Here is a 23,864-nt window from a genome sequence, read left to right on the forward strand (position 1 = left end):
TCATCCGCGCGGCGTGGTGCCGAGCACGATGTCGAACCGCGCGGACAACTCTCCCGGATGGACGTCGCTGGGCACGAATGGCACCAGCACCGAGGCCCGCTGGCGCGCATCCCGTATGGCGCGCAGCACCCCGTCCCGCTCGTTCTGCGGATGCCCCTGCACGTACAACTGCGTGGTCAGCAGTTCGCGGCCGCTCCTGTGAAGCTTCACGTGGATATGCGGCGCGCGTCCGGGATAGGGAACGGGCTTGATGGTGCGGAAGCGGTACGCGCCGTCGGCATCGGTTTCAAAGCGCCCAAATCCCTGAAAATTTGCGTCGTTCCTGGCGTCGGCATCGGCGGAGTGGATATAGCGTCCATTGCGGTCCACCTGCCAGATCTCGACGGTCACGCCGCGCAGCGGCCGCCCGCCGATGTCCAGCACCCGGCCGGCAAGCTGCGTCACTTCGCCGGCGGCCGCGGCATTGCGGCCGGCGATCACCAGCAGATCGTTATCCTGGTCGAGCGGCAGGCGGTCCGGGTAGAACGGCCCTTCGGTCTGCGCCGGCGTCGGAACCAGCTCGGCGGCCAGCGCCCTCCAGGGATGAAAGGCGATGATCCCGGCGCCGAGGCTGCGGAGCAGCATGCGCCGGCGATTGATTTCTTGCCTGCACGAGAGCGGGCTGGTGTCGAAATGACAGGATGTTGAGCGGAAATCCGGCATGGTGAATCTCCTCGACTGCGGGGGTGTGAAACTCACCGTCGTGGTGGCGTCCCTGCATCAGTCCAGATTAGCGCATCGCGGCGATTCATGCCGGCCGACAGGAGCGCCGGCATGAATCGCCGCGATGTCTCAGATCTCCACCTGGGTGCCGACTTCGATCACCCGCGTCGGCGGCAGGCGGAAATAGTCGGCCGCATCGCGCGCGTTGCGCGCCATGGCGGCGTACAAGGACTCGCGCCATAGCGCCATGCCCGACTTCGGACTGGCAATGACCGTCTGGCGGGCGATGAAGTAGGACACCAGCATCGGATCGATTTCCAGTCCCATCGATTCGCACAGCTTCAACGCATAGGGAATGTCGCGCTCATCCTTGAAGCCGTAATAGATGTCGAGCTGATAGCATTCATTGCCCAGCGGCTCGATCTTCACCCTTTCCGCGTCCGGAACGTGCGGGATGTCGGTGGCATTCACCGTGAGCAGCACCACCCTTTCGTGCAGCACCCGGTTATGCAGCAGATTGTGCAGCATCGCATGCGGCACGCCGTCGCCTTCGGCGCGGAAGAAGATGGCGGTGCCTTCCACCCGGTGCGGCGGACTGATAAACAAGGATTGCAGGAAATCCGGAACCGGCACCAGGTTCCGGCGTATGTTATCGAACACCAGCTCGCGGCCGCGCCGCCAGGTCAGCATCAGCGTCACCATGAAGGCGCTGATGGCGAGGGTGAACCAGCCGCCGCTGACGATCTTCAGGCTGGTGGAGGAGAACAGCGCGATGTCGATCACCAGGAAGAAACCGGTGGCCGCAAAAGCCAGCGTGATCGGCAACTTCCAGCCGAAGCGCACCACGAAAAAGGTCAGCAGCGTGGTGGTCATCATGGTCGCGGTGGCGGCGATGCCGTAGGCCGAGGCCAGGTTGGAGGAAGAACCGAAGCCCACCACCGCAATGACCACCGCAGCGAGCTGCAGCCAGTTCACCAGCGGAATGTAGATCTGCCCCATCTCGCTCTCGGAGGTGTAGCAGATGCGCATGCGCGGCAGAAAGCCGAGCGAGATCGCCTGCTGCGTCACCGAGAACGCGCCGGAGATGGTGGCCTGGGAAGCGATCACCGTGGCCATGGTGGACAGCACCACCAGCGGATAGACGCTCCATGCGCCCAGCTGCTGGAAGAAGGGATTGGAGGCGGCCGCCGGGTTGGACAGCAGCAGCGCCCCCTGCCCGAGGTAGTTCAGCACCAGCGCCGGGAACACCACCATGAACCACGCCAGGCGCACCGGCTTGCGGCCGAAGTGGCCCATGTCGGCATAAAGCGCTTCCGCCCCGGTCAGTGCCAGCACCACCGCGCCGAGGGCGAGGAAGGCGAACCAGCCATTGTGGAACAGGAAGTTGAACGCATGCCAGGGATTGAAGGCGGCAAGGATGGCGGGATTGGCGACGATGTTGACCAGGCCCATGGCGGCTAGGGCGAAGAACCAGACCAGCACGATCGGGCCGAACCAGCGGCCGATGCCGGCGGTGCCGTGGCGCTGCACCATGTAGAGCGTGACCAGCACGGCGAGCGTGAGCGGAATGACGTAGGGTTTCAGCGCCGGCGTGGCCACTTCCAGTCCCTCGATCGCCGACAGCACCGAAATGGCCGGCGTGATGACGCCGTCGCCGAAGAACAGCCCGGACCCGACCATGCCCAGCAGCATCACCGGGTAATACCACTTCGATTTCTGCGTCACCGAGGAGAGCGCCAGCGCGGTCAGGGCCATGATGCCGCCTTCGCCGCGGTTGTCGGCACGCAGAACGAGCGTCACGTACTTGAGGGAGATCACGATGATCAGGCCCCAGACGATCAGCGACACCACGCCAATGATGTTTCCCGGCGTCAGCGCGATGCCGTGGTGCTCGGCAAACACTTCCTTCATGGTGTAGAGCGGGCTGGTGCCGATATCGCCGTAGACGATGCCGATGGCGGCCAGCGTGAGCGCGGCGAGCCGGTTGTTGGAAGCTGTGCCAGTCAAGACGATCCCTTCGCTGTCGGTGGTGCGGAAGCTTGTCGAACCGCTATCTTAATCGAAGGGCATGAAAATGGGGCTTGCCACGGCGGCTGATCGACGCCGGCGCCGTAATCGAACAGGTAAGTATCAGTCTCGGTAGTAGCGGCGCTCGCGGCCCTTGCCGCTGTCCTTGATCTTGCCGGACTTGAGCAAGCCATTGATGGCGGTCACCATGCGCTGCGCCAGCTTCTTGCGCTGAGCCGGGTCCAGGGACAGGTTCATCTGCCGCACCGCCGCCTCGAGCAGTTCCGGTGCGGTCTTCGGTTCCGCCCCGATCAGGTCGATCCAGAAGCTGCCGCCGGTGGACGGCAAATCCCGTCCCGCGGCGCCTGCCGGACGGCCGCGCTTGCCGGCTGCTTTCGCCGGCTTCACGGCTGCGCCCGTGGCGGCAGCACGACCGCGGCGCGCCTTTACGCCGGATTTGGCGATGCGGCCATCCACGTCGTCTATCTGCTCAAGGCTGGCCAGCGCCCTGTGCAGCGCTTCGATGCGGCTCTGATAAAAGCGCACGCCTTGCTCGGCATGGGCCAGCTCCGCCTTCAGGGATTCCCTTGCTTGGTTGAGAGAGGACATGAATGTTCCTTTAGTCATTGAATGCGTGATACTACAACAATATTGTTCACATTGAATGCTCAAACTGAAACTCGAGTTTGATTTCTTGAGTTCATTAATTTTCAATATTCAGGAAACCGCTTTTTTTAACGATTGAATTCCATTCGAATCATGTCGACCTTCCATTCGTGCCTTACGTCGACAACACATGATGCGGCCCCATGCCCACGCGGGCTTCCCGCATCGTTTCCGTGTACGGGAAATGCCTTCGACTGGCCATTGTGTTAACTCGAACATGGGCAGCCTTGACAGGCATGCAATCAAACATGGCGCCGGCACAACAGGCGGACTACAAGAGCATCATTAAGCGCATATTGCCAGGGCGTACGATGCTATCGTGGGGTTTTGCCATGAAGTCGTGAAGCACCCTCGGTTTCCCTACAATCTGCGTTAGTGAACTTATGAAGAATATCGACCTGCCGGGTTGGGATGCCAACGACTGGATGGCGCTGCTGGGTGGCGCCTGGCTGAGGCTGACCCCCTCGCAACGCGACGCGCGAATCAGGAAGCTGTTCGACTGTTCCTCGCCTTCCACCTTTCGCCGCTTGCCGCCGCTGCCACGTCGCGAAGACTATGCGGATGATGAAGCGTTTTTCGAAGCGCGTTACGAGTGGCAGTCCTGCGTGGGCCGCATCATCGCCACCGCGCGCATGGATGGCGCCATTCGGGCTGGCGCGGACGACGGCGCTGAGGGCATCCCGTCGCGCGATCCGCTCGATGCAGCGTTCCGGCTTTGGGAACGGCAGCAGATAAGGCAATAGCTTCCGCAGTGCGCGGCCCGGCGTATTGCGACAGAATGGCGATATTCGCTTGCCATCGTTCATGCAATCGCCATGAAGCCCCATGAAGCCCCACACAGCCAGAGTCCTCGCGGCGCTGAACCGGAATTTCGCCGAGGCGAACGAGGCGCTGCTCCAGCTGACCGCCTATCAGCGCCTGAATGAAGCCGGCATTTCCCAAGCCGGCGTCGATTTCCTCGCCATCGCCGCCGGCGCCTTGTACGACGGCATGATAGGCGGCGCCATCCGGATTTTCGACAATCACAAGGAGGCTGGCTCGCTTTGGTATATCATTCGCTGCCATCGCGCCATCGCGCAGCTGACCGCCGACCGGCTCGGCATCAGCCTCGAACAGTTGCGCGGCATCGTTCCCAGGCTGCTGCACATCAGGAACAAGACCCACTTCCACATTGATCGCAAGGCGCTGGACAATCCGGCAACGATCTGGAGCGATGCAGGCATTACGGTGGAAGGCATTGCCGCCGCCCTGCTCGATGCAGCACGCCTTCTCGCCGGCATCAAGCAGGCGATCTACGGCGGCGACCCGGATCAGCTCACGCCCTATGATGGCGCCGACGTGACGGCAATCGTCGCCGCCTGGCGCGCAGCGCGGGCGGAATGACGGCAGCACCGCCGGTCGTCATCGATCACGATGGAGCATAAGGGAGAACATGGAGCCACAGCCCAGTACCATGCTGTTGCGGCGACTGCGGGAGCAATTTCCCGTCTTCGCCGAATTCAAGCCGCTCAAGCTCGGCATCCGCGAGGAACTGGCGGCGCGTGACATCGCGCCAGTCGAGCATTTGAACAAAGCCCTGTCGCGCCAGACCGGCGACCGCCGTTATCTGCGCAACGTGGTCGCCGGCGGCGCCCGCTATGGCCTGGATGGCGACGTCTGCGGAACGATATCGCCGCTCGAGCGCGGCTTCGCCGCCGGCCGCCTCGGCATGAAACTTGACGCCCTGCCCGGTCTGAATCCCGGCACCGAAAAAAAGATACTGGAAGAACTTGCCATGCGCGCCAATACCGTCAAAGTCTCCGTCACCGTCATCGATTTCGAACAACACCTCGACGTGGATTCCATCGGGGCCAGCAGCGTGCCGGTTACGGTGGAAACCGCCACCGGCAAGGTGAAAGCGGTGCTCAATCCGAAGTCCTTCCGCAAGGCGCAAGCCGCCTTCAAGGAACTCGGCGGGCAGGCGGCCGTGCTGATCACGGGGGAGTTCGACCTGCCCAGCGCGACGATCAAGGCGGCAGGCATCATCGTTCAGCCGAAGAAATCCAAGGAAGCGCCGGCGGGCGCCTGACCGCCCCGCTCCGCGCCGATGCAGCCGCCGCTCGTAGCACAAACACCCTTCCCTCAGCGCTTCCACCGCCCCTTCACCGACATTGCGTCACGCTTCGAAGCGCTGGCGGCCTGTGCCATTCCTGCATGACGTACTGTTCAATAGTGACGCGTTGCCACCATAGGCAGCCTTTATCCCGTTCCGCCGGGCAATTGAGAATCCATCGTTGATCGGCGGAACCATTCAACCCAGCAATACTCCTAAGAAAGTGCTTGCCGCAAGGCATGAGATTTCAAAGGAGTATTTGTGCTTAAGTTCGCTTCCCAACGCCAGTCCCTCATCGCAGCTTCCTGTGTTTCCCTGTCCGTCCTCCTGTCCGCCTGCGGCGGTGGCGGTTCTTCTTCGGCAGACCAAGCCGGCGGCATCCAGGCCGCCGTTGTCCAGTCGGCATCCCAGGATACTGCAGCAGCTGGCGCCCCGGCCGCGACCACCACCAGCACCAGCGTCGCGCGCAGCGCGACCGATGCCGCCGGCAGCACCGTGTTCAGCCCGAACAGCTTCTGGTACCAGCCGATTCCGGCCGATGCCGCCCTGCATTCGAACTCCGCCAACATGGTGGCCGATTTCCTGCGTCAGAAGCAGGCTTACTACGGCAACGTGATGGTCAACACCAATTCCTACTCCAGCCCGGTGTACGTGGCTGACGCTAACACCCCGACCGTCGCAGTCAAGATGTGGGATTGCCAAGGCAAGGGCTATGTCGACCAGGCGCTGGAAGCGCAATGGGCCAGCGTGCCGGTGCCGGCCTTCGCCAAGCCTTCCGGCGGCACCGATGGCGAGATGACGGTCTACCAGCCCTCCACCGGCGGCATCTGGGAGTTCTGGCAGACCAAGAACGAGAACGGCCAATGGCAAGCCTGCTGGGGCGGCCAGATGAAGAACGCGGCCGCCAGCAATGGCCTGTTCGACAACCCCTACGGCACCACCGCCACCGGCCTGCCCTTCATCGGCGGCCAGGTCACCGCCGAGGAACTGCAGAAGGGCGAGATCAACCACGTCGTCGGCATCGCCCTGGTCGAGCTGGAAAAATCCAGCATCTTCTCCTGGCCCGCGACCCGTTCCGACGGCTACAACCCGGACAATGCCCCGAACCGCATCCCGGAAGGCACCCGCATGCGCCTCGACCCGAGCATCAACGTCGACGCCCTGAACATTCATCCGATCGCCAAGATGGTTGCCAAGGCCGCGCAGAAATACGGTTTCGTCGTGTGGGACAAGGCCGGCGCGATCTCGATCCGCTTGCAGAATGCCCAGTCCTACACCGACAAGGGCCAGGCCGATCCCTACCCGGCCCTGTTCAACGGCACCGCCGACTATGCGCTGCTCGACGGCTTCCCCTGGGAGAAGCTGCAGATCCTGCCGATGGACTACGGCAAGCAGTAATGAAGTCCTGAATGTTTGAAGCGACGGCGCCTTGCCCAACAAGCAAGGCGCCGTTTTCGCTTTGGTGGAGTTGCATTGGACAGCGGCTGCCTGAATGCGGCCGCATTGGCAAAAGCCGATGAAGAACTTGAACGGGAAGCAGAAAAGAAAAAGCCGCCGGATGAATCCGGCGGCCTGGAATGCTGGTGCCCTTGACGTGGATTGAACACGTGGCCTCTCCCTTACCAAGGGAGTGCTCTACCACTGAGCTACAAGGGCGCAGTCGCCACGCGCCGATCCGAAGCGAATCGCGCGTTCTGCGAGAGGGCGCAACTGTACCAGAGACGACGCGTTTGGTCTACCGCCTCGCGTCGAAGCGGCGAGCTAGCCCAGCGCGCCGAAAGGAACGCCCGCATACCACAAGGCGAGCGGGCACAGCAGCAGGAAGGCGATGGTGGAGCTCAGCACTGCACCGGCGGAGGTCTCCGCGTGATCGGTGAAGCGCTGGGCGTACATGTAGCTCACGACGGCCACCGGCATCATCATCTGAAACAGAGTGACGCCGGCGATCTCCGGCGGCAGGTTCAGCGCCTTGACGACGAGGGTGCCGCCAGCCACGCCGGCGACCAGGCGCGTCATGCCGACATACAGGCCGGCGGTCACGTTGCCGAAATTGATGGACATCAGCGTATGCCCGAGGCTGATCAGCATCAGCGGCACCGTCAGCGCGCCCAGCAGCCGGCTGGTATCCAGCAGCCATGCGGGCGGCATGATGCCGGCGGCGCGCAGCGCGACGGCCAGCAGCACCACCAGGATCACCGGGCTGCGCAGCGCGCCCTTGCCGCCCGAGGAAGACGTCAGCAGGTAGACGCCGGCGGTGTGCTGCATGAAGGAGCAGACCGCGAAGAAGGTCACCGCGACCGAGAGGCCGGCGTCGCCGAAGGCGAACTGGGACAGCGGCAGGCCGAGGTTGCCGGCATTGGGGAAGGTGCAGGTCGGGACCAGGGTGCGCACCGGAAGCCCGCGCAGGCGCAGCATCACGGCGCTGAGCGCGGCCATGACAGCGATGCCGGCGGCGGCCGCCAGCACCACGGTGAGCAGGGTTTTGTTTTCCAATCGCGTGGTGGTGAGGGTGTTGAACACCAGGGCGGGCACCGCGACCGAAGTCACGAGGGCGGAGACGAAGGTGCCGGGATAGGCCAGCTTGCGCCGGGCCCATTCGGCGCCGACGCCGGCGCAGGCGAACACCGGCAGCAGCATCGCCAGCACCGAGGAATAAACGTGGAGGAGCATTGACATTGAATGATGGCCGCGCCGGACGGCGGATGAGTGCAAAGCGGGCAACTATCGCATAAAACCGCGCGCCGCGGCGCATCCGGCGATGCCCGTCATTTCCGCAGATTGGACAGCGCCTCGTCGCGGCTCGCGTACAGGGACGGTTCGCGGTCATGGCCGCGGAACGCCTGGCCGAAATAGCTGCGCATGAAGGCGCTGCTGGTATAGCGCGTAGCGCGGCTGTAGAAGCGCTCGGTCAGGTCCGCGACCATGGCGACATAGGCATCCATCAGCTCCGGCGGAATGGAGAAATTGTCGTAGTTGACGATGGCCGCCACCTTGCAGCCGAGATGGCCGAGCCGTTCCTCCACCGCCTGCCGGATGCGCTCGATGTCGGCCACGTTCTTCACCTCGAAGCCCTCGAAGTTGACGAAGAACAGGTCGCGCTGGGCATCATAGACAAGGCGCTGTTCCAGCGGCAGATAGAGGATGTCGTCGCGCAGGCGCATCGGCGCGTCGCGAAAGATGCGCGCATCCATCGGCTTCAGCGCCGGGCTCACGCGCGGCCGGAACCGCATGCGGGCCAGCACGTCCTGCTCCAGGTCGATGCCGGGGGCGATCTCGATCACCTCCAGCCCGTCCTCCACCAGCCGGAACACGCAGCGCTCGGTGACGTACAGCACCGTCTGCCCGCGCCGGCGCGCCACCTCGCCGCTGAAGGTGCGGTGCTCCACCTCCTGCACGAATTTCACCTCCCTGCCCTCGTGGGCTATGCGCAGCCGCGCGTCCTGCACCGCGATCTGAAGCCCGCCGGCGGTGAAAGTGCCGACGAACACCACCTTCTTCGCATTCTGGCTGATGTTGATGAAGCCGCCGGCGCCCGCCAGGCGCGGCCCGAACTTGCTGACGTTGAGATTGCCGCAGCTGTCGGCCTGCGCCAGGCCGAGGAAGGCGACGTCGAGTCCGCCGCCATCGTAGAAGTCGAACTGGTAGGGCTGATCGATGATCGCGGCGGCATTGCTGGCGGCGCCGAAGTTGAGGCCGCCGGCCGGGATGCCGCCGATCACGCCCGGCTCCGCCGTCAGCGTGACGAGGTCCAGCACCTTCTCCTCGGCGGCGACGGCGGCCACGCCTTCCGGCATGCCGATGCCGAGATTCACCACGTCGTTGGGCTTGATCTCCAGCAGCGCGCGGCGGGCGATGATCTTGCGCTCGCTCATCGCCATGGCCGCGATCGAAGACAGCGGCACCCGGATCTCGCTCGAGAACGCCGGGCTATAGGGCTCGGCGAAGGTCTGCATGTGGTACTCCGGGCGCTCGGCAAGCACCACGCAATCGACCAGGATGCCCGGTACCTTCACCTGGCGCGGATTGAGCGAGCCGCTCTCGGCGATGCGTTCCACCTGGGCGATGACGATGCCGCCGGAATTGTGGGCCGCCATCGCAATGGCGAGCGCCTCCAGCGTCAGCGCCTCCTTTTCCATGGTGATGTTGCCTTCCGGATCGGCGGTGGTGCCGCGGATGATGCCGACATGGATCGGCAGCGCCTTGTAGAACAGCAGTTCCTCGCCGCCAAGGGTGATCAGTTCGACCAGGTCTTCGGTGGTGCCGGCATTGACCTTGCCGCCGCCATGGCGCGGATCGACGAAGGTGCCGAGCCCGACGCGGGACAGCGTGCCGGGCTTGCCGGCGGCGATGTCGCGGAACAGGTGGGTGATGACGCCCTGCGGCAGGTTGTAGGCCTGGACCTTGTTTTCGGTGGCCAGCTGCTGCAGCTTCGGCACCAGTCCCCAGTGGCCGCCGATCACCCGCCGCAGCAGGCCTTCATGCCCGAGGTGGTTCAGGCCCCGCTCCTTGCCATCGCCCTGGCCGGCGGCGTACACCAGCGTCAGGTCGCGCGGGCCATGGCCGGCGAGAAAGCGTTTTTCCAGCGCCACCGCGATGTTCTCGGCGAAGCCGATGCCGACGAAGCCGCCGGTGGCGACGGTATCGCCGTCATGGATCAGGCTGACTGCTTCGGCGGCGCTGACGATCTTGTGGCGGCTGGTCGAGGGGCTGCCGCCCGACATGGGGCTGGAAAGGCGATGGACCATGGGCTGTCTCCGGTATGCGCATGTTTTCGAGCGCCGGCGTGCGCCTGCGCGTTCATGCATTATGCCCATGCGCCACGGCGCCGCAACCTGCTGCGACCCGCTGCGCCGCCCGCAGGCGCGGTTCGCGCTCCTGCTCGACAAGAAGTACGGTTACCGTCCGCTTCCCCAGTCGAGGTCGGGGTTGACCGCCGCTTGCGCCGGCAGCGGAGAAGTCCGGCGGGCCGCATCGCCCCCGGCCATGGATTTCATCGCGCTCTTCACGTTGCGCACGTACTTGCGCGTCTCCTGGAACGGCGGTACGCCGCCATAGCGGCGCACGTTGCCGATGCCGGCGTTGTAAGCGGCAAGCACTTCATCGACGGTGGCGTGCTGGCGCATCAGGTATTGCAGGTAAGCGGTGCCGGCATCGATATTGGTCTTGGGATCGTACAAGCGCCTTCCTTCGCTGACGCCGACGGCGCGTCCCGCCGCCGGCGTGATCTGCATCAGGCCGCGCGCCTGGCGGTGGGAGGTGGCACGGGGATTGTAGGAAGACTCGATCTGGATCACCGCATGGATCAGCGCCGGCGGCACGCCATAGGTCTGCGAGGCCGAAGCGACATGCTGATGGAAGGGCAGGCCTTCGCAGACATCGCAATCAGGATTGCGCAGCAGGTCGCTGATGGCGATGTGGGTCGCCGGCACGTCTGCGCCCTGCGCGCCCGGAACCGGCGACGGCCGGCCGCGCGCCGCCAGCGTCTGGCGTTCGCGCGGCAGCGTGGACCACTCGCGCAGGATGTCCTGCGGCGTGATCTGGCGCCGCGCCGGCTTGGCAGCCATGGCCGAACGCAGCACCTGGGTGGAGAGGTCGTAGGCTCGTTCCTGCTGGGTGTTCATCGCCGCGGAAGCTGGCGTGGCCGACGACAGCATCGGCGCCCCAGAGCAGGCAGCGAGCAGAACTGCCGCGCCGGCGACGCACAGACCTGCCAAGGCTGCGGAGGCAGAGCCGGTGCCGCGGCTGAATCGTTTCGTCATTTATTCGCTCCCTGTCGAAAATGGCAAAGGCTTTATGCCGCCGACATGAAGCGGAAACACGAACCGTCGCAGGCATGGCATGCCCGCTGAATGAAATCAGGAACTGGCAAAGCCAACCGCCGGTTCGCCGGAAAGTGTTTTCGGTTTTCAGCCGAATGCTGACGTCGGTGCCGATTAATTGCCCTATGGTAACTGTTGATGTGGGGCAAGGAAAGCCATTTCTTCGAGAGAGGCGATTCTTCGAGAGAAGCCGCGTATTTGGTTACTTTTGGAAACAAAAGCCGGATATTTCATGCAGATCTTGCTTTTCGTAGAACCCATCGTGATGCTGGAGAGCAATGAAACGGGGAATCCGGCAAAAGGAGGATGCAGGGTTAAAGCTTTTCGTCAGGCGGCAGATGTTTAGCCAAAAAGTCGATGAAGGTGCGCACCTTGGCGGACAAATGCCGCCGGCTTGGATATACGGCATAAATGCCGAGTTCGGCGGAAACATGATCGGGCAGGACTTGCACCAGACGCCCGCTGCGCAAGTCATCCTCGACGATGAACAAGGGCTGAAAGATCACCCCGGCGCCGCCGAGCGCCGCCAGCCGCAGCAGATCGCCGTTGTCGGCCTTGATCGGCCCGGCGCAGCGCAGGGTGCGCGGCGCGGCACGCGGGTCCTCTGCCGGCACCAGCCGCCATTCCTCGCCGCTGCCGGTGAAGGTGTAGCCGAGGCAGGCATGACGGCCGAGATCCTCCAGCCTGCGCGGCGTGCCATGCCGCGCGAGATAGGCGGGCGAGGCGCACATCACCCCGCGCACGCCGCCCAGCCTGCGAGCGATCAGGCCAGATTCGGGCAGTGAGCCGATACGAATGGCGAGATCGAATCCTTCCTCCACCAGGTCGGCCTTGCGGTCGCTGACGCTGATCTCCAGTTTCACGTCGGGATAGGTGGCCACGTAGTCGGCGACAAGCCCGCCCAGGCGGTGCAGACCATAGGATAAAGGCATGGTGAGCTTGAGCACGCCGCGCGGCCGCGCCGACTGGTGGCCTGCCACCCTTTCCGCCTCATCGACATCGGCGACGATCTGCACGCTGCGCTCATAGAATTCGCGTCCGGCATCGGTCAGACTGAGGCGGCGGGTGGTGCGGTTCAGCAGCCGCGTGCCCAGATGCTCCTCCAGATTGAGCACATGCTTGGACGCCATGGCGCGCGACAGGCCGAGCCTGTCAGCGGCCGCCGAGAAACTGCCGGCCTCGACCACCGCAACGAAAATCTTCATGCCTGCCAGGATGTCCATCGCCTCATTGTCAATCAAAGTGAGACAATGTGTCAAAGCGTCCCACCTTTATCCTTCATTGCAGCATCAATATACTGTTCTCATTGATGACGGCGGGCGGCATATTCGTGTTTATCCGCCTCCTTAGAGCCCGTCTTTGCACAGGAGATGCCCGGAATGACCACCTTGCCCACCCTTTTCATCTCGCACGGCTCGCCGATGCTCGCTCTCGAAGACAGCCCGGCAAGGCGTTTTCTGCTCGAACTCGGCGCCGCCCTGCCCCGGCCGCGGGCCATCGTCGTCGCCTCGGCGCACTGGGAAACTGCCGGCGCGCCGGCAGTCGGCTTCGCCGCGCAGCCCGAAACCATTCATGACTTCGGCGGCTTCCCGCCTGCCTTGTTCTCGCTGCAGTACCCGGCCTCCGGCGACGCCGGCGTGGCCGAGCGGGTGGCCAGCCTCCTCGATCAGGCCGGCTTCGCATCCAGGCGGGATGCCGGCCGCGGCCTCGACCATGGCGCCTGGGTGCCGCTGCGTCTGATGTATCCACAGGCGGATATCCCGGTGCTGCAGGTATCCATCCTGCGCAATGCGGGGCCGCAGGCGCATGCGCGGCTGGGCGAGGCCCTGGCGCCACTGCGCAATGAAGGCGTGCTGGTGATCGGCTCCGGCTCGCTCACCCACAACCTCTACGAATTCCGTGGCCAGTCCATCGATGCGCCCGTGCCCGGCTGGGTCGGCGAATTCGGCGAGTGGATGCATCGTGCGCTGCAGTCTGGCGAACGCGACGCCTTGTTCGATTACCGCCGGCTGGCGCCGCACGCGGTGCGCAACCACCCGACCGAGGAACACCTGCTGCCGCTGTACGTCGCCATGGGCGCCGCCGGCGACGGCAGCCGCGCGACACGCCTGCATGCCAGCGTCGAGTACGGCGTGCTGGCCATGGACGTGTACGCCTTCGACTAAACCTTCAAGGCCGGCGGCGCCATTGCCGCATTACCGATGACTCAACCTCTCAGGAGAAACCCCATGCAAACCACTACCCTCCACACCACTTCCGCTACGCCGGTCGCCGCTTCCGGCGATGACATCGGCAAGCTCCTCCTGCGCGCATCGCTCGCGGTGTTCCTGCTGTTCCACGGCTTCTCGAAGCTTGCCGGCGGCATCGGCTTCATCACCGGCATGCTGGCCAAGGCCGGCCTCCCGGGAGCGCTCGGCTATCTGGTCTACATCGGCGAAGTCGTCGCGCCGCTGCTGATCCTGTTCGGCGTGTGGACGCGCGCCGCGTCTCTGGTGGTCGCGATCAATATGGTGGTTGCCCTGCTGCTGGTGCACACTGGCCAGTTCTTCAGCCTGTCGCAGACCGGCGGCTGGGCGCTGGAACTGCAAGGCTTTTACTTCTTCAGCGCGCTGGCTGTCGCAGTGATGGGCGCGGGACGCTACAGCGTCGGCGGCACGGCGGGCAAGTGGAACTAGGATTGGTCCGGATGAAAGCGGCAATTCGCCGCCGCTGACATTTCTCCACGACGCAAGCGATGAACGGCACGCGACCAGAGGCCCGCGTGCCGTTCCCATTTTTGCTTCCCCTGTTTTGCCCGCTGCACAGGCAATCGCTGCCTCGGTGCCCGAGCGCCTCACACCAAACCATGCCAGGGCTACACCAAAGACGGCAGACAGACCACCCGTCGAAGGCGCCTCCATCGCGAGGATGACGCTGGCCGCTTCACCGGAAAAACAAATCCCTTGAGGCATTCCTCGCACTGCTGTTCACGAGCAGCGTCTTAGCGCGAATCATCGCGTGAGCGCCAATCGGCATCGCGGCAGGCCGTAAAGCGGTATTGAGCACTTGCTCGGATTGAATCGAAATGGAAAAACCGGGCAGCCTTGCATCGGTAACGGATTCAAGGCTGCCCGGCATGCATTTCCGAATGCCTCAAGACTGCCGCCGACTTGCGGGTTCGATGGCCAGGGTCCCATTGAAACCAGCCGGCGACGTCCCTCTAACGCTTCACTTCACCAGCGCGCCCTTCACGTCCGGGAAGCTTTCGAACTCGACGTTGTAGAGCTGGCCGTTGACCTTCTCCACGCGGCGGATGTACTGAGTCTGGGAGACGTCGCGGATTTCCGGATCGATGGTCAGCGGGCCGCGCGGGCTCTTGATCTTCAACCCCTTCAGGATTTCCATTGCCTTGTCGCCCTCGATCTTGCCGTTGAGCTTGGTGGTCACCTGGTAAATCGCATCCATGCCGTCGTAGCCGGCGACCGCCATGAAGTTGGGGCGGGCGATGTTGGGGTTGGCCTTGGCGAAGTTCTGCAGGAAAGTCTTGTTCTCCGGCGAGTTGTGGTTGGCCGAATAGTGGAAGGCGGTGATCACGCCGAGCGACGCGTCGCCCATGGCCGGCAGCACGTTGTCGTCGGTGAGGTCGCCGGTGCCGATCATCTTGATGCCGGCGTCCGCCAGGCCGCGCTCGCGATAGGACTTCATGATGCCGATGCTCTGCTCGCCGGCCGGCACGAAGACGAACATCGCATCCGGCTTGGCATCCTTGATGCGCTGCAGGAAGGGCGAAAAATCCGGGCTGTTGAGCGGCGTGCGGATCGATTCCGTCACCTGGCCGCCACCCTCGGCGAAGGCGGCCTTGAAGGCGGCTTCGGAGTCGATGCCGGGCCCGTAGTCGGCCACCAGGGTCACCACCTTCTTGATGTTGTTCTTCGCCGCCCACTTGCCGATGTAGTAGGCGCTGTGCGCCGTCACGAGCGAGACGCGGGCGATGTACTGCGACTTCTGCGGGATAGACACCGTGGCCGCGTTCATGATGATCATCGGCGTCTTCGCTTGCTGGGCAATCGGCGCGGTGGCCATGGCTTCCGGCGTCAAGCCGTAGCCGGCGAGGAAGTCCACCTTGTCGCGCGACACCAGTTCCTGCGACAGGCGTTTCGCCGCCTCGGGTCCGGAGCCGCCGGTGTCCTTGACGATGATCTCCACCTTCCTGCCGGCCACCTGATTGCCGTGCTGGGCCATGTAAGCCTTGATGCCGGCTTCGATCTGCTTGCCGTAGTCGGCGAAGGGACCGGAGAACGGCGCCACCAGGCCGATCTTGAGATTGTCGGCGGCCAGGACCGGGCCGGCCGCCAGGGTGGCGACGGCGATGGCGACTGCTGCGAAAAGGGTGCGTCGTTTCATGTTTGTCTCCTTCGTTGAATGAATGTCCGGGCCGCCGGTCAGGATGCCGGCATGCGCAAGATGGGTTTCACCGCCTTGCCGCTCTCCATGTCGGCCATTGCCTGGTTCACATCTTCCAGCGCATAGAAGCTGACCAGCTGGTCGAAGGGAAAGCGGCCCTGCAGATACAGATCGATCAGCTGCGGAATGAAGACGTCGGGCACGCTGTCGCCCTGGTGGATGCCGCGCACCACCCGGCCGCCGAGCATCATCTGCAGCAGGTTCAGGCTGACGCTGGCGCCCTTGCCGGAGCTGATCAGTCCGCACACGCCATGCGGGCCGAGCGCCTGCACCGCCGACTGGATCACCGCGGTATTGCCGGTGGTGTCGATCGCGTAGCCGAGGCCAGCCGGCGCAATCGCCTTCAACTGGGCCGCGACATCGCCGCTGCTGGCATCGACGGTGTGGGTGGCGCCCATGCGGCGGGCCGTTTCCAGCCGGCTGGCTTGCACGTCGACGGCGATGATGCGGCTGGCGTTCGCCACCTTCGCCGCCATCACCGCCGCCAGGCCGACAGAACCGGTGCCGAACACCGCGATGGCGCTGCCGGCTTCCACCTTGAGGGAATTGAGCACCGCGCCGGCGCCGGTCTGAAAGCCGCAGCCGAGCGGGCCGAGCAGCTCCAGCGGCGCGTCGCGGCGCACCGGCACCACATTGCGTTCGCGGCAGATGGCATGCGTGGCAAAGCTGGACTGGCCGAAGAAATGGCCGTTGAGCACATTCCCCGCGCGTGTCAGCGCGCTGCTGCCATCCTCGCGGCGGCCGGAGAAATTGGCGGCGCCGAGGTTCACGCAATAGGCCGGGTCGCCATGGTTGCAGCTCGGGCAATGGCCGCAGGAATTGAAGCTGACGACCACATGGTCGCCCGGCTTCACCTTGGCAACCGACGAACCGGTCTTGACGACGATGCCGGCGCCCTCATGGCCGAGGACGATGGGCTTGGGCACCCGGTCGGGCGCGTCGCGCATGCCGATGTCGGTGTGGCAGATGCCGGTGGCGACGATGCGCACCAGCACTTCGTCGGCGCGCGGCTCTTCCAGCTCGATCGGCTGCACCTTCAGCGGCGTGCCGGTTTCCTCGCATACTGCGGCCAGAACGGTGGTCATGTCTCTTCCAATCCAGATTCATTGCTTTACGCCAAGCGCCGGGTTCCCGCCTGGCGTTGGCAAACATAACATTAAACCATCGCGCAATCATAAGGAAAAGCTAAAATCCTTTATGAATTAACAAGGACTGCTTATGAATGCATCGTTCCGCCAGCTGCGCGCCTTCGTGACCGTGGTCGAGTGCAGCAGCTTCACCAAGGCCGCCGAAAAGCTGTTCATTACCCAGGCCGGCCTGAGCGCCATGATCAAGGACCTGGAACGGCAGCTCAATTGCGCGCTGCTGGTGCGCACCACCCGCCTGGTGGCGCCGACGCCGGCCGGCCAGAAGCTGCTGCCGGCGGCGCTGCGCGCGCTGAGGGAACTGGAACAGGTCGGATGGGAGATCAATGAGCGCAACAGCGGCGGCCAAGCGCCGCTGAAGATAGGCATCACGCCATTGGCGGCAGCCAGCTTCGCGCCGCGGGTGATCAAGCGCCACCTCGATGCGCATCCCGGCAGCCGGGTGGACCTGGTGGACGCCAGCCGCGACGAGGTGCAGTCCATGGTGGAAGCCGGCGAGCTCGATGCCGGCTTCGGCGTGTTCTTTACCAGGGTCGCCGGCCTGAAGCGTCACGCGCTGTTTCCGACGCCGCTGATGGCGGTCACGCCGCGCCGGCGCGGCAGGCGGACGCCGGCGCCGCCAACCCGTTGGGCCGACCTGGCCGGCCAGCCGCTGGTCACCCTGCCCGACGACAACCCCATCCAGCAGCTGGTGGACCGTCACCTGCCCAAGGCCAAGGGGGCGCGCGCCGAGCGCATCGTGCTGCGCAATCTGGAAGCGGCGATCGCCTTCGTCGACCAGGGCTTCGGCATCGCCGTCATGCCGACCATCGCCCGCCTCGCCTGCACCCGCTACGAGGTCGACTGCACGCTGCTGCGCGAGCCGGAGGTCACGCTCGACTACTACGGCATCACCCGCGCCGGCGCCAAGCCATCCGCGGCGCTGGGCGACCTGCTGCAGGAGTTCGCCCGCGCCGGGGAAGGGCTGGGCTGATTCAGCCTTCGCGCCTGGGAATGTTGAGGCCCCGCGCCACCGCCGGCCGCGCCAGGAAGGCGGCCAGCGCGCGCGTGACGTGGGGGAAGTCGGCAATGCCGACCAGATCGCCCGCGCCGTAGAAATCCACCACGGTGCGCACCCACGGGAAGATGGCAATGTCGGCGATGGTGTAGTCGTCGCCCATGATCCAGGCGCGGCCTTCGAGGCGCTGGTTCAGTACGCCGAGCAGGCGCCGGCTTTCGGCGGCATAGCGGTCGCGCGGACGCTTGTCCTCGTACTCCTTGCCGGCGAACTTGTGGAAGAAACCGAGCTGTCCGAACATCGGGCCAACGCCGCCCATCTGGAACATCAGCCACTGGATGGTATCGTAGCGGCCGGCCGGGTCCTGCGGCAGCAACTGGCCGCTCTTCTCGGCCAGGTAAAGCAGGATGGCGCCGGACTCGAACAGCGGCAGCGGCTTGCCGCCCGGGCCGGTCGGGTCGATGATGGCGGGGATCTTGTTGTTCGGGTTCAGCGAAAGAAATTCCGCCGACGTCTGGTCGTTGGCATCGAAGCGCACCAGGTGCGGTTCGTAAGGCAGGCCGGTTTCCTCCAGCATGATGGAGACCTTGACGCCATTGGGCGTCGGCAGCGAATACAGCTGGATGCGGTCGGGATGGGCAGGTGGCCACTTTTTGGTGATCGGGTAGGCGGACAGATCGGGCATGAAGAATCCTTCGAAGGCGATGGAACAGGTGAATGCCGATGCGTTGCATGAGCACCGGGCAGGCAGCCAATATAACTTTTTCAACGAAGCTTGTCCGGGCGCCCCCAAAACCGGGATCTCGGATGCGCTCGCTTCTTCCCGCTTGCCTCGCATGCGCTTGTGCGCCGCTGCCGGCCGCATCGTTCTCGGTAAAATGCACCGGCTCAGTACCATCGAAAGTTCAGCTTGCCCACCTATACCCTGGCCGCTCCGGTCGCTTCGGAAATCGACATCCGCAAGAGCCGCTTCCTCGCCTTCGTGCTGCCGGTCGCCGGTCGCGACGAGGCGATGCGCGTATTGCAGCGCCTGCGCGAGGAGCACCGTGCCGCCGCCCATGTCTGCTGGGCGCTGATGGCCGGCGGCCAATCCGGCATGTCCGACGATGGCGAACCCTCCGGCACCGCCGGCCGGCCAATGCTGGAAGTGCTGCGCCACCATGAGCTCGACGGCGTGCTGGCGGCGGTGGTGCGCTATTACGGCGGCATCAAGCTCGGCGCCGGCGGCCTGGCGCGGGCCTATACCGATGCGGTGGCGGCGGCGCTGACGAAGGCACAGCGGATCGAACGCATCGCGCTTGCCGAATTGGTCATCGAATGCGCGTACGCCGACGAAGCCCGGGTGCGGCGCTGGGTGGAGCATCAGGGCCATGCGCTGGTCGACGGCAGCCATGGCGGCACCGTCCGCCTGACGGTACGCCTGCCGAAGGATGCCTGCGTGACGGCGCGCGAGGCGCTGATCAATCTGACCCAGGGCCGGGTGGGGTTCCCTGACGCGTGATCCGGCTTCTGCCGGTTTCGCAGGCCGTTCGATTTCATCCTTGGAAATCAAGCAAGTAGCGAAGACGCCAACAGCTTATCAACAGGCTTGTCAAGCCTGGCTGTGAATAAGCCGAACTGCATGACAAAGGCACAAGCACGCAAAGGCGGCTTGTGGCATGCCTGCCACGTGGGGCAATTTGTCCCGGTCTTTTTATGCCCGACCGTCAACCCAAGCGCGCATCCTCCGTTTAAATTTCATCACCCGTCGAAGCATTTGATGGCAGCGATATAATGCGCGGCCGCTTCGACGGGACCAGCGGATGCGGATATTGCGTCCGTGCCCATGGACTCTATTGAAAGCACCGCCACAGAGCAGTCGAGCATGTGGTCGATCGAACAAGGATCACGCGTTCCGCATCGCCGCTCTGTCACCTCTCCGCGCCTACTCACATGACCGCCCCTCTTTCGACCGATCCGGTCGACGCATTGCCACCTTCATCATCGACCCTGATTCCGGCCGCCGACTGGCAGGAGGTCCTGCTCGGACCGTCGGCGCCGGAACTGATCAGGCAGGAAGTGCTGGCCGATCTGCTGGAAGCGACGGCGGCGCGCCTGCCGGACAAGGTGGCGCTGATCGACGGCGAGCGCAGCCTCACCTACCGCGAGCTCAATGCCCGCGCCGACCTGGCCGCCTCCCGGCTGCTCGAGGCCGGCGTGCAGTCCGGCTGCCTGGTGGGCCTGTGGCTGCCGCGCGGGCTGGATCTGCTCGTCATGCAGGCGGCGATCGCCAAGACGGGGGCCGCCTGGCTGCCGTTCGACGCCGACACGCCGCTGGAGCGCATCGCCGTCTGCCTGGAAGATGCGGATGCGGTGGGCATCGTCAGCTGCGCCGCCTTCGCGCCGCGCCTGGCGCAGTGCGAGGGGCTGGTGAGCCGCTGGCTGGCGGAGGACCTGCTGCAGCCGGCGCAAGGCCAGCTGCGCCGCCGCGTCAACAGCCAGCCGACCGATCCGGCCTACGTGATCTACACCTCCGGCTCCACCGGCAAGCCCAAGGGCATCATGATCGCCCAGGGCAGCATCTGCCACTTCCTGCGCAGCGAGAACAGCCTGCTCGGCGTAACGGCGGACGACCGCGTCTACCAGGGCTTCTCGGTGGCCTTCGACATGTCGTTCGAAGAGATCTGGATCAGCTATCTGGTCGGCGCCACGCTCTGGCTGGCGCCGAAGGAGCTGACCGGCGATCCGGAAGCACTGCCGCAGGCGCTGATCGACAACCGCATCAGCGTGCTGCATGCGGTGCCCACCCTGCTGGCGCTGTTCAACCGCGACGTGCCCGGTCTCCGGCTGATCAATCTCGGCGGCGAGATGTGCCCCGAGTCCCTGGTCGGGCGCTGGGTGCGCCCCGGACGCCGCCTGTTCAACACCTACGGCCCGACCGAAGCCACGGTATCGGCCAGCCTCGCCGAACTGCGCGCCGGCGAGCCGGTGACCATCGGCCGGCCGCTGCCCAACTATGGCCTGCTGGTGATCGATACCGCGCTCGAGCGCGGACTCAACCTGCTGCCGCGCGGCGAGGTGGGCGAACTCTGCATCACCGGCCCGGGCGTGGCCGCCGGCTACCTCGGCCGGCCGGAGCTGACGGCGGAAAAATTCCTGCCCAATCCCTGGGCAGTCAACGAACACCAGACCCGGCTCTATCGCACCGGCGACCTGGCGCGCATCGATGCCGACGGCCGCGTGCAATGCCTCGGCCGCACCGACGACCAGGTCAAGATCCGCGGCTTCCGCGTCGAGCTCGGCGAAATTGAAGCCGCCCTGATGCGCCAGCCGGGCGTGGGCACCGCCGCCGTGGTGCTGCGCCAGGACGATGGCATCGATCACCTCAATGCCTACCTCGTGGCCGATGCCGGCGCGATGATCGACGTCGTCGCGCTGCGCGCCGCGCTGTCCGCCGCCCTGCCGGCCTACATGGTGCCGGGCAGCTTCGAGCTGCTGGATGAAATGCCGCGCCTGACCTCGGGCAAGATCGACCGCAAGGCGCTGAAGGCGCGCATGCCGGCCGCACCCGCGGTGGATGCGGCCGGATCCGATGTGCCTGCGTCGCCGGCGGAAGAAGCGCTGTTCGCGGCGCTGGCGAAGCTTTTCCCCGGCCAGGCGATCCGGCGCGACGCGGACTTCTTCTCCGACCTCGGCGGCCATTCGCTGTTTGCCGCCCGCCTGGCATCGGCCCTGCGCGCCGATCCGCGCTTCGCCCACGTGACGGTGCGCGACATCTACCAGAACCGCCGCATCGGCCTTATCGCGGCGGCGCTGGCGCAGGCGCCGGCCGCCGCCGAAGTAGACGATGCATGGACCCCGCCCAGCCTTTGGCGGCGCTGGCTGTGCGGCGCCGGCCAGGCGGCGGCGGTGCCGGCGCTGGTGGCGCTGCGCATGGGCCAGTGGCTGGCGCCCTTCTTCGCCTACCATTTCTTCACCGGCGATGCCGACGATTCGATCGGCCTCGCCGTGCTGGCCTCGGTCTGCGCCTTCGTGCTCGCCACCCTGCTCGAATTCGCCGTCGCCATCGTCGGCAAGTGGATGATCGCCGGCCGCCTCAAGCCGGGCCGCTATCCGCTCTGGGGTCTCACCTATTACCGCTGGTGGCTGGCCGACCGCCTGGTGGAAGCAGTGCCGACCTATCTGCTTACCCGCTCCTCGCTGTATGCCTGGTGGCTGCGCGCGCTCGGCGCCAAGATCGGCGACGACGTTGCCATCGGCTCCGTCACCATCCGCGCGCCCGATCTGCTTAGTGTCGGCGACGGCGCCAGCATCGGCAATGCCGCCAACCTGGAGAATGCCCGCGTCGAACGCGGCATGCTGCATATCGGCCGCATCGACATCGGCAGCGAAGCCTGCGTCGGTTCCTACGCCGTCATGGAAGGCAATACCAGCATCGGCGAGGCCGCCCATCTGGAGGGCCAGTCGGCCCTGAGCGATGGCATGGCGGTTCCCGCCGGCCGGGTGTGGAAAGGTTCGCCCGCAGCGGACGCCGGCGCCGTCGACCTGCATGCCCAGCCGCCGCGTCCGGCCGTCACTCGTCTGCGCCGCGCCGGCGAGACCGCCTTCTTCGGCGTCAGTGCCCTGCTGGTCTGCGTGCTGTTCTTCCTGCCGGTGTTCCCGAGCTTCATGCTGATCGACTGGTTCGACACCGGTAACCATTTCCCCTGGCTGCAGGGCAATGCGGTCGGCGTCCAGCTGGCGCGCTATTTCGTGCTGGCCTTCCCGGCGACGGCGGTGCTGATCGTCGGTACCCTGTTGCTGTCGGCGCTGATCCGCTGGAGCGGGTTGCCGCGCCTGAAGCCGGGCAGCTGGCCGGTGCACGGCAACCTCTATTGCCGCAAATGGTTCGTGAACCAGATTCAGGAGTCGAGCCTCAACATCCTGCATGGCCTCTACGCCACCATCTACGCTTCGTCATGGTACCGCCTGCTCGGCGTCAAGGTCGGCCGCCACGCCGAGATCTCCACGGCGCTCGGCCTGGTGCCAGACATGCTGACCCTGGGGGACGATACCTTCATCGCCGATGCGGTGATGCTGGGCGACGAGAAGATCGCCGGCGGCTGGATGACGATCAAGCCCACCGTCATTTCGCGCCGAAGCTTCGTCGGCAATGGGGCTTACGTACCGGACGGCACGGTGCTGCCGGAGAACGCCCTGATCGGCGTGCATTCCACCGTGCCGGAGAATGGCGTCATGCGCAGCGGCGACACCTGGCTCGGCTCGCCGCCGATCAACCTGCCGGCGCGCGAAGGCACCAGCGCCTATCCGGAGCGGCTCACCTTCCGGCCTTCGCCGCTGCGCCGTGTCGCGCGCGGCCTGGTGGAAGCCTTCCGCATCGTCACCCCGCACGCTATCGTCATTGCCGTCGGCTACACCATCGTGCTCGACCTGATGCCGCTGGCCGATGCCGGTCGCTGGGACAAGGTCCTGGCCTACGCCAACCTTGCCGGCCTGGCCTACGGCGTGGGCAGCTTCATCTTCGTCGCCGCGCTGAAATGGCTGCTGCTATTCCGCTACGGCAGCCGCAACGTGCCGATGTGGACGCCCTTCGTCTGGCTGTCGGAAGCGGTGACGAATCTCTACGAAGGCGTCGCCGTGCCGAACTTCCTGCGCTATCTGCGCGGCACCCCCTGGCTGCCGGTGGCGCTCAATGCGCTCGGCGCCCGCATCGGCCGCGGCGTGTATCTCAACACCACCAACATGACCGAGTTCGACTGCGTGCATATCGGCGACCACAGCGAGATCAATGCACTGGCCTGCCCGCAGACGCATCTGTTCGAAGACCGGGTGATGAAGATCGACCATGTGCGCATCGGCAGCCGCGTGACCATGGGCGCCCGCAGCTCGGCGCTGTACGGCGCGGTGATCGAGGATGGCGCCCGGATCGGCGCTCTCACGCTGGTGATGAAGGGCGAATGCATTCCCGCCCGCACCAGCTGGCGCGGCTTGCCGGCGGCGCCGGCGCGCTGAGC

At 65.2% G+C, this 23,864-nt stretch carries 20 protein-coding genes and 1 tRNA gene; 9 read left to right on the forward strand and 12 right to left on the reverse strand.

The genetic code is table 11. From position 1 onward, the window contains the following. From CHB88_RS13410 to CHB88_RS13420, 3 genes are all read right to left on the reverse strand, one after another. Positions 1-702 (reverse strand): dioxygenase family protein, encoded by a 702-nt coding sequence (locus CHB88_RS13410; RefSeq protein ID WP_245844960.1) that lies wholly within the window; start codon positions 700-702, stop codon positions 1-3. A gap of 129 nt (positions 703-831) precedes the next feature. Continuing rightward, a complete protein-coding gene (locus CHB88_RS13415; RefSeq protein ID WP_089399844.1) occupies positions 832-2,709 on the reverse strand; it encodes a potassium transporter Kup in 1,878 nt (625 codons plus the stop codon). A gap of 123 nt (positions 2,710-2,832) precedes the next feature. After that, positions 2,833-3,318 carry a hypothetical protein gene (locus CHB88_RS13420; RefSeq protein ID WP_089399845.1) on the reverse strand — a complete coding sequence of 162 codons (486 nt, stop codon included), beginning with the start codon at positions 3,316-3,318 and terminating at the stop codon, positions 2,833-2,835. Positions 3,319-3,758: 440 nt separating this feature from the next. Between CHB88_RS13420 and CHB88_RS13425 the strand changes: the two genes are divergently transcribed. The 4 genes from CHB88_RS13425 (at position 3,759) to CHB88_RS13440 (ending at position 6,865) form a co-directional block, all read left to right on the forward strand. After that, positions 3,759-4,118: a hypothetical protein gene (locus CHB88_RS13425; protein ID WP_089399846.1), complete on the forward strand. Its 360-nt coding sequence runs from the start codon at positions 3,759-3,761 to the stop codon at positions 4,116-4,118. Between the two features lie 82 nt (positions 4,119-4,200). Then, positions 4,201-4,758: a hypothetical protein gene (locus CHB88_RS13430; protein ID WP_089399847.1), complete on the forward strand. Its 558-nt coding sequence runs from the start codon at positions 4,201-4,203 to the stop codon at positions 4,756-4,758. Positions 4,759-4,807: 49 nt separating this feature from the next. Then, positions 4,808-5,443 carry a ProQ/FINO family protein gene (locus tag CHB88_RS13435; protein WP_089399848.1) on the forward strand — a complete coding sequence of 212 codons (636 nt, stop codon included), beginning with the start codon at positions 4,808-4,810 and terminating at the stop codon, positions 5,441-5,443. Between the two features lie 285 nt (positions 5,444-5,728). Next, entirely contained in the window at positions 5,729-6,865 is a 1,137-nt protein-coding gene (locus CHB88_RS13440; RefSeq protein ID WP_089399849.1) for a DUF4124 domain-containing protein, read from the forward strand. 183 nt (positions 6,866-7,048) lie between these two features. Here the strand turns inward: CHB88_RS13440 and CHB88_RS13445 are convergent. The 5 genes from CHB88_RS13445 to CHB88_RS13465 all read right to left on the reverse strand — a co-directional run bounded on the left by CHB88_RS13445 (position 7,049) and on the right by CHB88_RS13465 (position 12,491). Continuing rightward, positions 7,049-7,123 (reverse strand) — tRNA-Thr (locus tag CHB88_RS13445). Between the two features lie 105 nt (positions 7,124-7,228). After that, positions 7,229-8,143: an AEC family transporter gene (locus tag CHB88_RS13450; RefSeq protein ID WP_089399850.1), complete on the reverse strand. Its 915-nt coding sequence runs from the start codon at positions 8,141-8,143 to the stop codon at positions 7,229-7,231. Positions 8,144-8,232: 89 nt separating this feature from the next. After that, complete coding sequence (locus CHB88_RS13455; RefSeq protein WP_245844961.1) at positions 8,233-10,212, reverse strand: acyl CoA:acetate/3-ketoacid CoA transferase; 1,980 nt, start codon at positions 10,210-10,212, stop codon at positions 8,233-8,235. Positions 10,213-10,362: 150 nt separating this feature from the next. Beyond that, positions 10,363-11,226 (reverse strand): lytic transglycosylase domain-containing protein, encoded by an 864-nt coding sequence (locus CHB88_RS13460; RefSeq protein ID WP_089399851.1) that lies wholly within the window; start codon positions 11,224-11,226, stop codon positions 10,363-10,365. Between the two features lie 374 nt (positions 11,227-11,600). Next, entirely contained in the window at positions 11,601-12,491 is an 891-nt protein-coding gene (locus CHB88_RS13465; protein WP_217900163.1) for a LysR family transcriptional regulator, read from the reverse strand. Between the two features lie 174 nt (positions 12,492-12,665). Here CHB88_RS13465 and CHB88_RS13470 point away from each other — a divergent pair, with 174 nt between their 5' ends. Next, positions 12,666-13,451 (forward strand): dioxygenase family protein, encoded by a 786-nt coding sequence (locus tag CHB88_RS13470; protein WP_089399853.1) that lies wholly within the window; start codon positions 12,666-12,668, stop codon positions 13,449-13,451. 63 nt (positions 13,452-13,514) lie between these two features. Then, the gene (locus tag CHB88_RS13475) at positions 13,515-13,961 is read left to right on the forward strand and encodes a DoxX family protein (RefSeq protein WP_089399854.1); all 447 of its coding nucleotides are present in this window, start codon (positions 13,515-13,517) and stop codon (positions 13,959-13,961) included. Between the two features lie 247 nt (positions 13,962-14,208). Here CHB88_RS13475 and CHB88_RS13480 read toward each other — a convergent pair whose 3' ends face one another. From CHB88_RS13480 to CHB88_RS13490, 3 genes are all read right to left on the reverse strand, one after another. Continuing rightward, positions 14,209-14,403, reverse strand: a complete 195-nt coding sequence (locus tag CHB88_RS13480; protein ID WP_089399855.1) for a hypothetical protein — start codon at positions 14,401-14,403, stop codon at positions 14,209-14,211. A gap of 90 nt (positions 14,404-14,493) precedes the next feature. Beyond that, positions 14,494-15,669, reverse strand: a complete 1,176-nt coding sequence (locus CHB88_RS13485; RefSeq protein ID WP_089399856.1) for an ABC transporter substrate-binding protein — start codon at positions 15,667-15,669, stop codon at positions 14,494-14,496. A 38-nt stretch (positions 15,670-15,707) separates the two neighbouring features. After that, a complete protein-coding gene (locus tag CHB88_RS13490; protein WP_089399857.1) occupies positions 15,708-16,814 on the reverse strand; it encodes an NAD(P)-dependent alcohol dehydrogenase in 1,107 nt (368 codons plus the stop codon). A 133-nt stretch (positions 16,815-16,947) separates the two neighbouring features. Here CHB88_RS13490 and CHB88_RS13495 point away from each other — a divergent pair, with 133 nt between their 5' ends. Beyond that, positions 16,948-17,847, forward strand: coding sequence for a LysR family transcriptional regulator (locus CHB88_RS13495; protein WP_089399858.1), 900 nt, complete (start codon positions 16,948-16,950; stop codon positions 17,845-17,847). Position 17,848: 1 nt separating this feature from the next. On the opposite strand, the gene CHB88_RS13500 is transcribed toward CHB88_RS13495, so the two are convergent. Further along, positions 17,849-18,556 (reverse strand): glutathione S-transferase N-terminal domain-containing protein, encoded by a 708-nt coding sequence (locus tag CHB88_RS13500; RefSeq protein WP_089399859.1) that lies wholly within the window; start codon positions 18,554-18,556, stop codon positions 17,849-17,851. Positions 18,557-18,781: 225 nt separating this feature from the next. Here CHB88_RS13500 and CHB88_RS13505 point away from each other — a divergent pair, with 225 nt between their 5' ends. Both CHB88_RS13505 and CHB88_RS13510 read left to right on the forward strand, forming a co-directional pair. Beyond that, positions 18,782-19,372, forward strand: a complete 591-nt coding sequence (locus CHB88_RS13505) for an IMPACT family protein (RefSeq protein ID WP_089399860.1) — start codon at positions 18,782-18,784, stop codon at positions 19,370-19,372. 431 nt (positions 19,373-19,803) lie between these two features. Beyond that, entirely contained in the window at positions 19,804-23,862 is a 4,059-nt protein-coding gene (locus tag CHB88_RS13510; protein ID WP_089399861.1) for a Pls/PosA family non-ribosomal peptide synthetase, read from the forward strand. Positions 23,863-23,864 lie beyond the last annotated feature (2 nt).

Origin of the sequence: Noviherbaspirillum humi (genome assembly GCF_900188095.1) — a bacterium.
In the GTDB taxonomy this organism is placed as follows: Bacteria; Pseudomonadota; Gammaproteobacteria; order Burkholderiales; family Burkholderiaceae_D; genus Noviherbaspirillum; species Noviherbaspirillum humi.

Bases quoted from the DNA above. Each gene is read 5' to 3' on its own strand.
- CHB88_RS13420 (WP_089399845.1), bottom strand. From the start codon at position 3,318: ATGTCCTCTCTCAACCAAGCAAGGGAATCCCTGAAGGCGGAGCTGGCC.
- CHB88_RS13450 (WP_089399850.1), bottom strand. From the start codon at position 8,143: ATGTCAATGCTCCTCCACGTTTATTCCTCGGTGCTGGCGATGCTGCTG.
- CHB88_RS13465 (WP_217900163.1), bottom strand. From the start codon at position 12,491: ATGAAGATTTTCGTTGCGGTGGTCGAGGCCGGCAGTTTCTCGGCGGCC.
- CHB88_RS13470 (WP_089399853.1), top strand. From the start codon at position 12,666: ATGACCACCTTGCCCACCCTTTTCATCTCGCACGGCTCGCCGATGCTC.
- CHB88_RS13460 (WP_089399851.1), bottom strand. From the start codon at position 11,226: ATGACGAAACGATTCAGCCGCGGCACCGGCTCTGCCTCCGCAGCCTTG.
- CHB88_RS13410 (WP_245844960.1), bottom strand. From the start codon at position 702: ATGCCGGATTTCCGCTCAACATCCTGTCATTTCGACACCAGCCCGCTC.
- CHB88_RS13510 (WP_089399861.1), top strand. From the start codon at position 19,804: ATGACCGCCCCTCTTTCGACCGATCCGGTCGACGCATTGCCACCTTCA.
- CHB88_RS13435 (WP_089399848.1), top strand. From the start codon at position 4,808: ATGGAGCCACAGCCCAGTACCATGCTGTTGCGGCGACTGCGGGAGCAA.
- CHB88_RS13490 (WP_089399857.1), bottom strand. From the start codon at position 16,814: ATGACCACCGTTCTGGCCGCAGTATGCGAGGAAACCGGCACGCCGCTG.
- CHB88_RS13480 (WP_089399855.1), bottom strand. From the start codon at position 14,403: ATGCCGGGCAGCCTTGAATCCGTTACCGATGCAAGGCTGCCCGGTTTT.
- CHB88_RS13485 (WP_089399856.1), bottom strand. From the start codon at position 15,669: ATGAAACGACGCACCCTTTTCGCAGCAGTCGCCATCGCCGTCGCCACC.
- CHB88_RS13495 (WP_089399858.1), top strand. From the start codon at position 16,948: ATGAATGCATCGTTCCGCCAGCTGCGCGCCTTCGTGACCGTGGTCGAG.
- CHB88_RS13425 (WP_089399846.1), top strand. From the start codon at position 3,759: ATGAAGAATATCGACCTGCCGGGTTGGGATGCCAACGACTGGATGGCG.
- CHB88_RS13455 (WP_245844961.1), bottom strand. From the start codon at position 10,212: ATGGTCCATCGCCTTTCCAGCCCCATGTCGGGCGGCAGCCCCTCGACC.
- CHB88_RS13430 (WP_089399847.1), top strand. From the start codon at position 4,201: ATGAAGCCCCACACAGCCAGAGTCCTCGCGGCGCTGAACCGGAATTTC.
- CHB88_RS13475 (WP_089399854.1), top strand. From the start codon at position 13,515: ATGCAAACCACTACCCTCCACACCACTTCCGCTACGCCGGTCGCCGCT.
- CHB88_RS13500 (WP_089399859.1), bottom strand. From the start codon at position 18,556: ATGCCCGATCTGTCCGCCTACCCGATCACCAAAAAGTGGCCACCTGCC.